Here is a 13,991-nt window from a genome sequence, read left to right as displayed (position 1 = left end):
CTGCCGATAAAGAACAACCCGCGCCGGATTGTTCCGGCGCGGGTTGTTTCATCTTTCAGGTCCGCTTTAGAAGCTCAACGCCAGACTGCGATGGTTTGCAGTGCATCCTGCAAGGTAAAGCCCTTGCTCGCGTGTCAGACGCTGTCCAAAGCGCACACCAAGCGTTGCCTGCGTGTCGACAAGGAAGGACTCAAGCCCCGGCAGGATCGCGGCACCTGCCGCATCGCGCCATGACGCCTGCGCTTCATACTCGGCCAATGCGCTATCGAACTCTTCCAGAGCTTCGGCACGGTCGTCGGGCGTGCGTTCCAGAACACGTCGTGCAGCGCCCAGATCCGAACGGATGTCGCCTGCACCCTCGATATCGCGGAACTGGTCCGCAACCATGTCCAGCGCGGCAGCGGTTGCTTCCGGCTCACCTGTCTCGACCGCAGCCCGCAACGCGCGCAAAGGTTCCTCCAGCGCGTTGAACGCATCGTTCCCCCGCAACAGCGCAGCGATTTCGGCAACGGTTTCATAGCTGTTGTCGCCAATGCGCCGTGATGCAAGACGTGCATTTTCCTCGTCATCGGTCAATGCCTTGAAGGTGTCGTGTATAGGATCCCATGTTTCGGGGATCTGGGCCTCAAGCGCTGCGATTGCAGCTTCAAGTTCAACCTTGCGCGCTTCCAGAACAATCGTCCGGCTTTCCGATGCAGCCTCGCGGACCCGACCCATTTCTGTGTTGATATCGGCCAGATCTTCTTGATGGTTCCGGATGCGCTTTTCGATGCTCCGTACCACTTCGAGAACCGGACGATACTCGCCCGCTGCGGCCCCTACCACTGCCGCCTTTTCAGGGATCAGATTGACTGCCTGCGGGAATGTTGCCGCATCTTCGGCGGCCTCTCGCAAATCATCCGCAAGATCATCCGGCAAGGCAGAGACATCCAGCGCCTGAAGCGCCGCGATAGCCCGCTGCGTGCGGCCGCCATCCGATTGCAGCCCCGAAATGACATAGTCATCCATGCAATATTGCAGGCGCGGGTTGCGCGGTGGTGGCGAGGTTTCGGACAGATAGCTGGACCTGTTCGGAAGATAGTTCACAAGCGGCGGATAGAGCCCCACGATCAGCAATGCGATCAATTGAAGCGTGATGAAAGCCACCACCCCTTTGTAGATCTGCATGGTCTTGACCGCAGCGGGCGCCACGCCACGCAAATAGAACAACGCAAAGCCGAAGGGTGGTGTCAGGAACGAGGTCTGGATGTTCAACCCGATCATCACTCCCAACCACACGGCGGTGATGTTGGCGGTCGGATCGGCCAGCAGGATCGGCGCGACAATCGGCACGACGACTACAGCAATCTCGATGAAATCAAGAAAGAAACCCAGCAGGAAGATGACCAGCATCACGATCAGGAACTGAATCCAGAACCCGCCCGGCAACCCTGTCAGGAAATCGCGTACCAGTTCTTCCCCTCCGAAGGCTCGGAAGGCCGCAGTCAGCATGGCGGCCCCCAGAAGGATCACAAAGACCAGCGATGTTGTCTTTGCTGTCTCCAGCATCACGCCGGTCAAGGTTTCCTCGATCCGCATGACACGCATGCCGGACCAGATCAGCGATACGGTCATGAGCAATGTACCGAACGCACCAATATAGATGCCGGTCATGTCCTCTGGCGTGCTCGCCGCCTTGAGGTTCATCGGGTAATTCGCCAGCGCAAAGGCGATCACGGCCAAGCCGAGCAGTCCGATGATCGCGGGCAGATAGGTATTGCGCCCCTCGCGGTTCAAACGGTATCCGGCCATGATCACCGCCCCTGCGGCCCCGATGGCACCCGCCTGGTTGACCGTTGCGACGCCCGCGATGATCGACCCCAGAACCAGAAAGATCAGGGTCAATGGTGGGATCAGCGTCAGCGCGACATTGCCCCAGAAGGCAAGGCTGAACTCCTCGTCGCGCGGGACGGAAGGGGCCTTCTTGGGGTTGATGATCGCGTAAGCCAGAATATAGAGCATATAAATCAGCACCAGCAGGATGCCGGGCACCAGAGCGCCAAGGAACATCTCGCCCGCACTGGTCGAAGACACGTCGAAGACCGAAGGCATGGACAGTTCGCCTGTGGCTTCTTTGTGCAGGGCTTTACGCGCTGTTGATGCTTGATCTGTGGCCGAGGCAAGCTGGTCCGCCAGAATGATCAGAACGATAGATGGCGGGATGATCTGCCCCAATGTGCCCGAAGCTGCGATTGTGCCCGAAGCAAGTGAGGGCGAATAGTTGTTCCGCAGCATGGCAGGCAACGAGATCAGACCCATCGCAACCACCGTGGCCCCGACGATGCCTGTCGTTGCCGCCAGCAATGCGCCCACAAAAACCACGGAAATGCCCAAACCACCGGGGACCGGTCCGAAAAGCTGCGCCATCGTGACCAGCAGATCCTCGGCAATCTTCGAGCGTTGCAGCATGATGCCCATGAAGATGAATAGCGGAATGGCAATCAGGGTATCCCTGTCTACCTCCCAGTAGACACCTCTCAGGTTTGTCACGCCTGCCGACAGCCATTGCTGTGGTCCGCCTGAGTGGAAATAGGCATCGGTGCCACCGCCGAACAGATAGCCTGCGCCTGCAGCCAGACCGATTGAGATGATCGCCGCACCAGGCAGGGCGAAGGCCACCGGATAGCCGGAGCCAAGGGCCCAAGCCATGATCAGCAGCAGAATAGCGAGAAATAGAAGCTCCATGTCAGACCTCAGTGCGCAATGGGTTTATGCTCGCGACGACCGGGTTCGTCCCGGTAATCCGCCACTGCTTCAAACAGGTAGCTCACGAACTGGATGATCATGGAGATCGCGAAAACGGCAAGGAAAGCGGCCATCTGATATTTGATGAACATGCCAACGGCACCTGTCTGGGTGATTTCGAAATTTGCCACCGGCGCATTGATGATAGCGGTCTTGCCGTTCAGTCCGATGGCAAGGATCACGGCACAGGTCGAGATGCCCAGCAAAAGCGACCCCCAAGCGTTGATAAAACCCCGTTTGCGCGTGCTGAAACCGGCATAGAACACATCAACGCGGACATGTCCCTCGTCGAACAGGGTGTAGGCGGAGGCAAATAGGAACAGCGCTGCATACCAGTAACGGACCAGATCGCCCATCAGCGCCTGCTCGTAAGAAAACACAAAGCGCAGGAAAACGATGATCAGCTCGGCCAACACAATCAGCAGCGTTAGCCACGTAAAGCCTAGCGTGCGAGTGAACAGCGCCACAACAAAACCCAGTGCGACCAGTGGCATATGGACATAGGGGCCGACATAGGCGGACCGGCCAAGTGCGCGGCTGGTTTCTTCCGAGAAAAGCAACGTCAGCATATTCTCAACCCGCAACTGCGCGATTGCCGCATCGACGACGCCCACAAACAGGACTGCCCAGAAACAGCCGCGTATGAAATAGAGGTTGAAACGGTGCAGCCGCGCCGCATCCGTCCGCAACACGGTGGACTTGCTGGAAAACACATAGACCACGCATAAAAGCAGGCTGGCAGCATAGATCGCAATTGGCACGAAAGCGCCCTCTGCGCCGCCTGTCAGCGCAGGCATAAGGGCCGGTGTGCCATAACCCACGTTCATGACGTTATTGACCAGAAAGGCCGCCAGGATCGCCAGAATGCCCCAGCCCAGAAGTCGTATACCCGATGCCTGACTGCCATGGCCTGCAACCTGATCAGTTGTCATTGACTGTGCCATGTATTCCCCCACCTCTGCTACAAATGCGCGTTTTCCGACCGCTTGCCCCTGCTTTCGCAAAACGGGGTCAGCCACACGCCAAACGGGGCTCCTTGCAGGGCCCCGCTTGGTTTCTTGTCAAAGCGTCACTACTCAGCCAAGGCCGAGAATACGGTTGCGCTGGTTCAGGAAGTTGCCCTCAAACTGGGCGATCGTGCCACCGATCTCGCGCAGTTTTTGCTGGAAGTTGGTATCGACGCGTGCCGCCAGATCCGAGTGGTCGCGCACCTCCTCGAAGACTTCTGCCGAGGCTTCGCCAAAGGCGTCCCAGACGTCATCGTTGAAGGCTTTGACCTCGACCCCGTGATCATTGACCAGTTTGGAAAGATATTCGCCGTTCTTGGCCATAGCCTCGGAATGCGACATGTCATGCTCTTCGGCGCAAGCGGCCTCGATCACGGCTTTTTCCCAATCTGTCAGGGTTCCGTACCACGATGCGTTCATCCCGAAAGCCAGACCACCGCCCGGCTCGTGCATACCGCCGGTGTAGTAGATTTTGGCGGCCTCGTAGAACTTCATGAAGTAGTCGTTGAACGGACCGACCCATTCGGTTGCCTCGATCGCACCCGAGACAAGGTTCTCGTAGATCTGGCCGCCGGGTAGCGACACGGTCGAGGCGCCCAGTTTGGACATCACGGTGCCACCAAGGCCGGGAATACGCATTTTCAGACCCTTAAGGTCGTCACGCGATTCGATTTCCTTGTTGAACCAGCCGCCAGCCTGCGTGCCTGTCGATCCGCAGGCGATCGCCTTGAGGCCGAAGGAACCCGCCAGTTCGTCCCACAGTTCCTGACCGCCGCCGAAACGAATCCATGCGGTCCATTCCTGCGTGCTCATACCAAAGGGCACGGAAGTGAAATAGTTATAGGCCGGATGCTTGCCGCCCCAGTAATAATCCGCGCCGATATAGGCTTGCGAGTTGCCGGACGCCACTTCGTCAAAAGCATCGAATGCGCCAACGCGTTCACCCGCGGCGAAATATTCTGTGGTCAGCGCACCGTCGGACAGTGCCGTGATCCGCTCGGCAAGACGCTGCGCCGAGATACCCAGACCGGGAAAGTCCCGCGGCCAGGTCGAAACGATGGTGATGGTCTTGGTGCCTTGCGCGACGGCGGGTGCTGCAAGAACAGCCCCCGTACCAGCCAGTGCGGCACCTTTCAGAAACTTGCGACGTTCCACTTCTTTCTCCTCCATGATGGTAACCCCCGCCATTTTTCCCTGCGGGTTGCTTGCAGAAGACAGTGATGTCGGTTTTCGCGCAACAGTTTTTTTGATGCCTTGGATAATGTGTTGTGATGTGACCTTATTTTTCTCCGTTCCGGAATGCCGCTTCTGTTGGCAACACACAGGACCAGACTTGCGCTTGCCGTGCAGGTCGGCAAACAGACCCGAGCGTCGCAGAATATTGCCGCGGCAAGGGGGATCGCTGCGCTGCTGGTCCGTATCAAGCGGACTGACGTTCACCATTCTTCAACCTCATTTTGTCCACAAAACCAACCTATCCAGAGACAGCACCCGCCGCCTTGTTGGTATGGGGCCGGTCTGTTTCGAAGTTTCTTTGAGTATTGTGGTATCGAGGATATTGTTAACAGCTACGGGCAATTCCGCTCTTGTAGAGCCGAGGTGAGTGGTTGCAGCCCGTCAGCCTTATTTCCCGTCCTATCTAGCACGAACTGGTCTTCCCCGGGTGGGAGGCACCGCTGTGCAAGCGAAAGCTGAGCATCTGTCCCGTGCGAGCCTGAGCATCGTTGACCAGGCTGCATCCAAGTTTTTCGCCCATAGGACTAAAATCAACTCGGAAACAGACGTTACAAATTGGCCGGGGCTTTTTGCGACGGCTTTTTGCGAGTGACAGCAGGTCAGGGCGGTATCTTGCGGTCTTTTGAACGAGTAACACAGGTTTTCCAGAGCAGGTTCTGCTTTGCCAAGACTGCTTGGCTTGCGGTCACTACACCGGCTTTCGGCGGCGTCGGACGCGACGACATCCGTTTCTCCGGTGATCTGCGCGGGACTTTCGTACGGCGCGCTGCGAGCGGGGGCAACTGACCCATGCCCTTCAACATTTCCGGCGTCGCGATCCAGAACCTGTCGTCACTTATTGCTTTGGATTTTTTGTCGAGCACAGAACAGATCATCACCTATCCGCTTAATCTGGGCAGCTTGAGCATCCAGTCGGGCACATTGACAGCGGACGACCAGAACAACAGTGGCACGATCAGCCGTGGCGAGACCATAGATCATAACAACTCCGACGCGCCCCTTGGTCTGCTGGATTCAATACCGGACCTCAACAACGCGACAGTTCTTGGTATCGGCGAGATGACCGGGCTGGTTGCCGGTCTCTTTGTCAGCTATCCGGTCATTCTGGTCAGTTCCGACGGTTCGCAATACCTGATTTATCCTGACGACAGCCCTGACGTGCTGACCGCGATCACCGAGGTTGTCGCAACGACAATCAGGTTCAACGCGGATGCACAGATCAATGCCAGCGGGCAGGTCATCTTCCCTGACGGCACGGTTCATGGAACCTCTGGCAATGACAACATGGCGGTCGGCTATGTCGATCCGCAGGGTGACCGGATCACCATCAATGACGATTCCATTGCGGCAGGGGCTGGTGACGACGTTATCAAGCCGGGCGAAGGAAACGATACTGTTTTCGGCGGAGACGGCAACGATACAATCGACGACTGGATAGGCAATGATCTTGTCTATGCCGGGGCCGGAAACGATGTGGCGAATGTCAGCGTCGGCAATGACGTGTATTACATGGAGGACGGTGACGATCTCATAAATGTGTGGGACAATGCCGACAATAACACGTTCTTTGGCGGCACAGGCACCGATCAGATTGACTTCCAGAACGTCCAAAGCGCAAGCGGCGTGGATGTCAGTTTCAATCCTGACGGTTCAGGCAGCTTCAGCCTTTTCTCGGGTGCGAGCACTGGCACGTTCGACGGCTTCGAGATCGTCTCGGGGACGGCTTTCAATGATACGCTCGAGGCTTCGGGATCGACGGTCGGCGTCGTGCTGCGGGGTGAGGCTGGCGATGATACGCTGACCAGTGGCACCGGCGGCGATACGCTGTCCGGTGGTGCGGATGCCGATCTGTTCACCATCGGCTCTGCCGCCGCAGGTGGGGGGGATGTGATATCGGGTGGCGATACCGGTGTGGACGATGACACGCTGGACCTGACGGGCGTTGGCAATTTCCGTCTGATCAATGTGCTCGACGACTCGGAGGGAAATGGAAGCAACGGAATCGTCCAGTTTCTGGATGGTGCGGGCAACCCGACCGGCCAGACACTGACCTTCACCAACATCGAAACAATCCTGGGCACGCCCTACCAGCCTGCAACCTCGCCTGTCGTTGTTGATGGTGTAGACACGACAGACGTGATGAGCCCCGGCTATACCGATGCCGAAGGCGACATGATCGACGGTGCGGATGGCTTGAACGATACTATTGTCGGGAATGGTGGCGCTGACACCATCAATGCGGGGGAGGGGAATGATTTGGTCAATGGCGGTGTCGGCGACGACGTGATTGACGGCGGTGCCGGTGACGACACATTGCTGGGAGACCACGGCGACGACCGTTTCACCTTCTCGACCGGTGATGACAGTGTGACAGGGGGTGAAACCGGCGAAGGTGATGGTGACACGCTTGACGCAAGCGCGATCACAGGCGGTCTTGATCTGCAATTCACCGGCAATGAAAGCGGCACGCTGAGCCAGAACACTACGCAGGATGTGACCGGCCCCGCCGTTTCGGATGGTTCGACCACCGTTCCCGGCGGCCAATTCGAGTTTTTCATTCTGGACCGTTCTGCGTGGAACGATCCCGACAATATGGTGCGCGACAGCAACAATACTGGTGCGGCCACGCCCGGCGACACCATAAGCCTCAACAGCTATAGCGGCGCAACCGTTGTGGTGGACGGCCCACGCATCCAGGATAGCGGTGTGGCCGATCTCGTCGCGCCGGTCACCATCAACGGCGAGACATTCCCCGCCGGTCGAAATGTCGAGCTGGACTACGGCTTTGTCGTGCAGGATGAGAATGGCATCCAGTATTTCATCGGTAAGATTGATATCGGCGGAGGGGCCGCTGACTGGGACGGCTCGGTCGTCACAGCCGGCTGGAACCCGAGCGCAAGAACATGGGGCGCGCCACCCGAGCCGGGCGCAGTTCTGACCCTGATTAACGCACCCAACGGCTCTCCGTGGACGGGCTTCTCCTTCAGCGATTCTGTATCGACCTCATCGCTCAACCCCTATTCGAACGATGCGCGACTGGGCATCGACATCGCGGCACCGGTTGTCAGCGCTGGTTCAGTCACGACGACCGAGTCAATCACGCACAGCACGACCTTCTCCGAGATAGAGACCTTCGATCTGGGCGGCGGCAACGATACCGTGGATGCAAGCGCCACAACTGACGGGACCAAGATCAACGCAGGCGCGGGCAACGACTCGGTGCTGGGTGGTGCCGGTGCCGACACGCTGGATGGCGGTGCGGGCAATGACACCCTGACGGGTGGTGCGGATGCAGATGTTTTTGTTGCCGGTGGCGCGGATCTGATCACTGACTTTGATACCGTGACCGGGCTTGGTGACGATAACTCGGCGAACAACGACTTCGTGGATTTGTCGACATTTTACAACGATAGGGCTTTGGCAGCGTGGAACGCGGCCAATCCCGCGCAACAATATGACAATCCGCTGGAATGGCTGCGGGCCGATCAGGTCGATGGCGTGCTGGATCAAGCCGCTGGTCTGCAAATTCAGAACGGGGGGACGGCGGTCGACGGCGATAGCCTGAACGCGGAAAATACTGCCGTTTGCTTTGTGGCAGGAACCCTGATCGTGACCGGCCATGGTCAATTGCCGATCGAGGATCTGAAACCAGGTGACCTTGTGCTGACCATGGATCACGGTTTCAGGCCCATCCGCTGGATCGGCTCGACCAAGGTTGTGGGGAAGGGGGGCCTTGCACCGATCACGATCAAATCCGGTGCCCTGACCAATGTCCGCGACCTGCGTGTGTCTCCGCAGCACCGCATGTTCCTGAGCGGCTGGAAAGCGCAAATGCTTTTCGGCGAGAACGAAGTTCTGGCCGCTGCAAAGCATCTTGTGAACGATACCTCCATTTTCCAGCAGGAATGCGATCAGGTGGAGTATTATCACATCCTGTTTGACGGGCACGAGATCATCTTTGCCGAAGGTTGCCCTGCAGAAAGTTTCCATCCCGGCGACAAGAGCCTCGGTGCCCTTGGCGAAGAGACACGGCAAGAGATTTTTGCGTTGTTTCCGCAACTGGCCGAACTGGATTTCTACAAATCCTACGGCGATAGCGCGCGACGGTCCCTCAAAGCACATGAGGCAAGGTTGATGCAAAGCTTCGGCGGTGACGAAGTGTCCACCTGACAAGGGTATGGAGCCAGAGCGGGTCGCCGGCAAGACGACTTTTCAATCGGGGCGGGGCAAACCAGCGATCATATCTGATGCGCGGTCTGGCACTGCACAGCCAGTCCCGCCGCGTAGATCATTCCCGGTTCGTCGAGGGTGATGCGCACGAGCGTCTGCGCGTCGACTTCCTCATGAAGGACGGTCTCGCCATTCACAGCCATCAACGCCAGCACGACAGAGGCGTCCGGAAGGTTCAGGGCTTTTGCGCTCGATCCTGCCACGCGGATACGGGTATCGGATCCGATGACCACATCCGAGATAGGCAGGCCCGGCGCGAAGGCATCCGCCTTGATACGCACCATTGATGCAGGGCCTACAGTTGTTTTCGAGACTGCGACCACCGATACAGCGCCACGACGCGACAACAGCATAGCACCTGTTTCCACGTCTTTTGCGAAACAATCGAAATCCAGAGTGTTCAACAGGGTATTGCCGCAAAAACCGGTTGTGCCAGTCTCAGACAGGCTATCTTTTCCCCATGATCGGGCCATAAAATTGGACATTACACACTCCAGCACACCTCAATCGGCGCGGTTCTTGTCGACCGCGGCGACATGTAAACGGTTAACGAAACGATAAAGGATGTCCAATCCAATCATCCAAGCCGAGAGCGATCGTTTCCAAACTGTGTTGTAAAAAACAGTGACCCTGCGTCAAGAAGCAGTTTCCTGTGCATCGACCGGATGCAGAGAGCGCGCAATCAGATTGGAGGGTATTGCATCGGCAGCTTCAATGTCATGCGAAGTTTCATTCCGTGCCAGACCAACAATTGGCAGCCCGCCCTGTTCCGCGCGGCACCTCGGCGATCTTGCAAAAATGCTCTACCTCTGGGTCGCAGGCTATGCCTTCCTACCAAAATCGCCTCGTGAGCCAGCAGCATCACGCGACGGGAGCCACTTGTAAGGCATAATTTGATTTTGGCGGAAAATATGGTGCTGTGAGAGAGGATTGAAATCCCCTTCGAGCGCCATAAAGCATTGAATTTCAAGCGCTTGTCAGACCTGTCGCCTTTTGATCTGCACCTGATATATGCACCAGTTTGGCTATGTCTTCAAGCAACAGATCGATATTCTTTACAATTTGTAAACAAATGAGGAGCTGATCAGTCTGCTGGACTGGTGCCGAATTTCTTACTAGACCACTGTAGGTGTTCGGGACTGCCGACCATGCATCTGGAGGGGACGTGGCAAGATAGAGTCTGGCTGGATTGAGGCAGGCCCTTGCCATCTGGCCATAATGGAAAGTTATTACATGACAAAAGATGAAGGTTCGCACATTCCTCGTGATATCGTGGTAAAAATTCGGCGCTCGTTTTTCATGTATCCTGATATGGAATTTGTAGAACCCTTGATAGCATATGCAGAAGGCGATAGCCCTTATGCAAAATGCGTTGCTTCCGCCATCGAAAACTTTCACAGCACTATTAGCGCAGTAAGTTTACCATTCACCTTAATGCATACAGCCATTATTAAAAGACGGTTCGATTCAATTCATGCTTCTGAACGCATCCTAGCATTGATACCTGAAAAACAAGGAGCTCCATATACCACCGAAATGTCAAAAAAAGCTTTAGAAAAGGCAACGCAGAAAGCTAACGAATTCTTCGGTACCGAAGAAGGGAAAAATTACGTTCGTGATCATATTGTCTATGAGATGCATGATAGCTTAAAGTCGCCAAATGTAGAAAATGGCTCTCAAGAATTACTTGTTCAAACACTAATTTCAACTTGGTCAATATTCGAGAGCTTTTCAAGATCCTTTATTATATCATGGCTTGACGAGCATCCAAACGATGTTTCTTTATTAATGGCATCAAGTGATTTCAAAGACTATTTTGGAAAGCAGATAATAGATATCCAAACAATAGGCGATCACAGCTTTGACCTATCTAGATCAATGGGAACTATACTTTTTAAGAATCGCCGCCTTGACAGTCTTTCCAACATAAAGAATGCGATGAAGGCTTTATTTAATTCTGCCGATTTGCAAAATGCTCTTGGCACTGAACTGCGGACCTTAAATCAAAAGCGTCATCTATTCGTGCATAATAGGGGAGTTGTCGATGCCGAGTACATAAAGAAAACGGACTGCACCAGTCCTCTAGGCGAAAGACTTAAATTGGATGCTCATGAGATCAATGATTACATGATAGCAGTTCGAGCCGCAATAATGACAATCGGAGATACAGTAAGAGCTTTAAAATAGCTAAAAATTAAATGGCGAGACAAACCGCATTGCTGCTTCGTCTTGTTTCGTTAAGAAAATGATATAACTTACAATATTTCATGCCCCCAGTATTCGTAACACGGAACATGTCGCTATTTTGAGTAGTGGCGCGACCTGCCTTATTGCAAGCCGCGCAGTGTTCGTTATCTGCAGTTCTTCGCCACAAGCTGGCGGTCGATGGCTTGAACCTTGCCCTTCGCCACAGCAATCATTGCCTCCTGATCGCCACCGGACATGCTGGACAGGGGAAGGCCAAGGAGGAACACGCCCCACGCATCGCCACTGGCGGCTGTTTTCTGCTTCGCGCTCAGGTTCTCAAGCTCTTGGCTTATGGTGGTCTTCTCGGCCACGAGTTGGGAACAAGAGTACCGTGTATACGCGTCACCACCCACATCAATTGCTGCGATCTGATCGGGTTGCTTCGCGCAGGCCGCAACAAGTGCCAAGCACACTGCAGGCAGGAAAAACTTCTTCATGGGGCTACTCTGTCCTTCGTTCATTTCTCATCTCGGCAGTTGGCCGACAGAGATTATGTGAAGGGTGAATACGCCCATAGCGGGACTGAATTTCGGCGAAAACACGTCAAGGAAGAGTTTGACGCTCCGATGTCAAAGTTTCGTGTCACGACTGCTTCCTGACCGCGATCTGACATGCCTGAAAGGGGAAGGCCAACGAGAAAAGAACTCCACGCATTTCCGTTCACCTTTGCTACCACACAGCAATTCCAACGATCCGCCAAGAGCTGCCTTCAACTGGATTACAGCGATGGCACTTGGCTCAAGCAGTCCACTGGTGAGGAAGCTTTCAGTTGGTTGTCCCTGTAGCGCGATCAAACGCGCTCTTGAGCTGCTGGGCCAGCATACCGCCCATCAGAGCTTCCATCTCTTCCACCATGTCCGGAGTGAAGGAATTTGCAGCCTTGTATTTGGTGTCTGCTGCTTCGAGAGCGCCGTAATATGGCGTACGGTTGGCAACGATCTGTTCTGGAATGGTCTCCGTCCCCGGAAGAAGCATTCCTTCCCTCGCACACAGCACAAGGTAAGATACCGCTCTGGATGTTCGGCCATTCCCATCGACAAAAGGATGAATCCAGTTGAGACGCCACATGACGAACGATGCAAGATGCACAGCGCTCTTGTCCATCCAGTTGTCGTTCACATAATCGCACATCTCTTCCACGAGTTCTGGAACCAAATGTCCCCCCGGCGGTTCATGTGCGCTTTTCCCAATTGCCACCCCCGCCGGTCTGAAATTGCCCGCATATCCGTTCAGACCTTCTATGGCACACCGATTCAAGTCCAAGATGGTCGATACTCTCAACTTGAACGGACGTCCGTCCAGTGCTTGCAATACCAAGTCTCGAACGCGTTCAGCTTGGCGTAGAGAATTTGCGGCTTCAAGCCGTGCCTTCTCTACTTCATTGACTTCTATCTGTGCTTCTTCCGCTTGACTGTGCCGGACGTGTTCATCGTCATTCATATTCAACTCACAGTCCGAGTTTTTCGCCCTGTTCTTTGATCATTTCCTTTGTGATCATAGGGTTCTCAAAGGCTGAATTACCGTAAGCAAAGCTTCGGCGCTGTTCCAGTACTTGAGCTTCGGTCATGGACACCTTCTTCGCGGCTTCGATTAGGCTTCGCAGTGCGTCATGTTCCTGTTTGGTCACCTGTAGCTCTCCCATTTTTTGTGTTTCTCAAACCGTACGGCACAAGACTGACTCGCAACAGAGAAAAATGCTTGGTACCGATTCCTGAGCAGCGGTATGCAGTAGTATGAGTCATGGGCGCAACACACATCATCTTGATGCGCCATAGTTCGCTATAGGTCCGATGAACCTAATTCAGACGACACAAGTGCCGCGACACCTGTGCGGCTGTCCACTCGCCGCCCCTTGCGGTCTTGACCCCCAGACGCGACAGCTCTGCGGCGATCTCGCGCAGGGATTTCCCGGCCTGTCGCATGGGCAGGAGTACCCCGCGAAGGTCGTCAGCGCGGCGCTGGGCTTGCTCCATGACCACCTCGTTGCGCTTCATGGTCTGGTCGCGCAGGCCACCGAGGGTCTTGCCCTTGGCCTTGGCTGCGGCCAGTGCGGCCTTGGTTCTGCGGGAGATGAAGTCGCGTTCCTGTTCGGCCAATGCTGCGTAGATGTGTAGCTGGAACTTGTCGGCATGGGGCATGGAGGCCACGCGGAAGCTCAAGCGTTTGTCCTTCAACATGGTGGCGACGAAGGCCACGTCACGGCTGAGGCGGTCGAGTTTGGCCACCAGCAGTTCTGCGCCTGTACGCTTGGCCAGTGCAATGGCCTTGGCCAGTTCAGGGCGGTTGTCGTTGCCGCCGCTTTCGACATCCACGAATGATCCGATTACCTCGAAGGGTTGTTCGGAGTAGGTCTCAAGGAAGAGCTGGATGTCACGGTCTTGAGCTTCAAGCCCAAGACCACTGCGTCCTTGCTCTGCTGTGCTGACACGCTTGTAGGTCACGTACTGCCTGACGTTGCCCCCTACCACTAATCCAGTTTGAGATAGA

Annotated in this window: 10 protein-coding genes; 2 read left to right on the top strand and 8 right to left on the bottom strand. The window is 55.5% G+C overall.

Features of this window, described 5'->3' with window-relative positions:
* Positions 1 to 66: 66 nt before the first annotated feature.
* From K7H22_RS13700 to K7H22_RS13690, 3 genes are all read right to left on the bottom strand, one after another.
* Entirely contained in the window at positions 67 to 2,724 is a 2,658-nt protein-coding gene (locus K7H22_RS13700) for a TRAP transporter large permease (protein WP_230801432.1), read from the bottom strand.
* Between the two features lie 8 nt (positions 2,725 to 2,732).
* On the bottom strand, positions 2,733 to 3,716 hold the full coding sequence (locus K7H22_RS13695; RefSeq protein ID WP_230801431.1) for a TRAP transporter small permease subunit: 984 nt from the start codon (positions 3,714 to 3,716) through the stop codon (positions 2,733 to 2,735).
* 144 nt (positions 3,717 to 3,860) lie between these two features.
* Positions 3,861 to 4,979 carry a TRAP transporter substrate-binding protein gene (locus K7H22_RS13690; RefSeq protein ID WP_230801430.1) on the bottom strand — a complete coding sequence of 373 codons (1,119 nt, stop codon included), beginning with the start codon at positions 4,977 to 4,979 and terminating at the stop codon, positions 3,861 to 3,863.
* 837 nt (positions 4,980 to 5,816) lie between these two features.
* On the opposite strand from K7H22_RS13690, the gene K7H22_RS13685 reads away from it, so the two are divergent.
* Positions 5,817 to 9,197 carry a Hint domain-containing protein gene (locus K7H22_RS13685; RefSeq protein WP_230801429.1) on the top strand — a complete coding sequence of 1,127 codons (3,381 nt, stop codon included), beginning with the start codon at positions 5,817 to 5,819 and terminating at the stop codon, positions 9,195 to 9,197.
* Positions 9,198 to 9,265: 68 nt separating this feature from the next.
* Here the strand turns inward: K7H22_RS13685 and K7H22_RS13680 are convergent, their stop codons facing one another.
* The gene (locus tag K7H22_RS13680; protein ID WP_230801428.1) at positions 9,266 to 9,742 is read right to left on the bottom strand and encodes a Hint domain-containing protein; all 477 of its coding nucleotides are present in this window, start codon (positions 9,740 to 9,742) and stop codon (positions 9,266 to 9,268) included.
* A 748-nt stretch (positions 9,743 to 10,490) separates the two neighbouring features.
* Between K7H22_RS13680 and K7H22_RS13675 the strand changes: the two genes are divergently transcribed.
* Positions 10,491 to 11,444 carry a hypothetical protein gene (locus K7H22_RS13675; protein WP_230801427.1) on the top strand — a complete coding sequence of 318 codons (954 nt, stop codon included), beginning with the start codon at positions 10,491 to 10,493 and terminating at the stop codon, positions 11,442 to 11,444.
* A gap of 164 nt (positions 11,445 to 11,608) precedes the next feature.
* Here K7H22_RS13675 and K7H22_RS13670 read toward each other — a convergent pair whose 3' ends face one another.
* The 4 genes from K7H22_RS13670 to K7H22_RS13655 form a co-directional block, all read right to left on the bottom strand.
* Positions 11,609 to 11,941, bottom strand: a complete 333-nt coding sequence (locus K7H22_RS13670) for a hypothetical protein (RefSeq protein WP_230801426.1) — start codon at positions 11,939 to 11,941, stop codon at positions 11,609 to 11,611.
* Positions 11,942 to 12,269: 328 nt separating this feature from the next.
* The gene (locus tag K7H22_RS13665; RefSeq protein ID WP_230801643.1) at positions 12,270 to 12,944 is read right to left on the bottom strand and encodes a Fic family protein; all 675 of its coding nucleotides are present in this window, start codon (positions 12,942 to 12,944) and stop codon (positions 12,270 to 12,272) included.
* A gap of 7 nt (positions 12,945 to 12,951) precedes the next feature.
* Positions 12,952 to 13,131, bottom strand: coding sequence for a hypothetical protein (locus tag K7H22_RS13660; RefSeq protein WP_230801425.1), 180 nt, complete (start codon positions 13,129 to 13,131; stop codon positions 12,952 to 12,954).
* Positions 13,132 to 13,300: 169 nt separating this feature from the next.
* On the bottom strand, positions 13,301 to 13,991 hold a 691-nt coding region (locus K7H22_RS13655), incomplete at its 5' end, for a recombinase family protein (protein WP_269063126.1).

The sequence above is a fragment of the Seohaeicola saemankumensis genome (assembly GCF_021021435.1).
Classification (GTDB): Bacteria; Pseudomonadota; Alphaproteobacteria; order Rhodobacterales; family Rhodobacteraceae; genus Seohaeicola.
The sequence above is the reverse complement of the archived record's forward strand: the minus strand, read 5'-3'. Positions and strand labels throughout refer to the sequence as shown.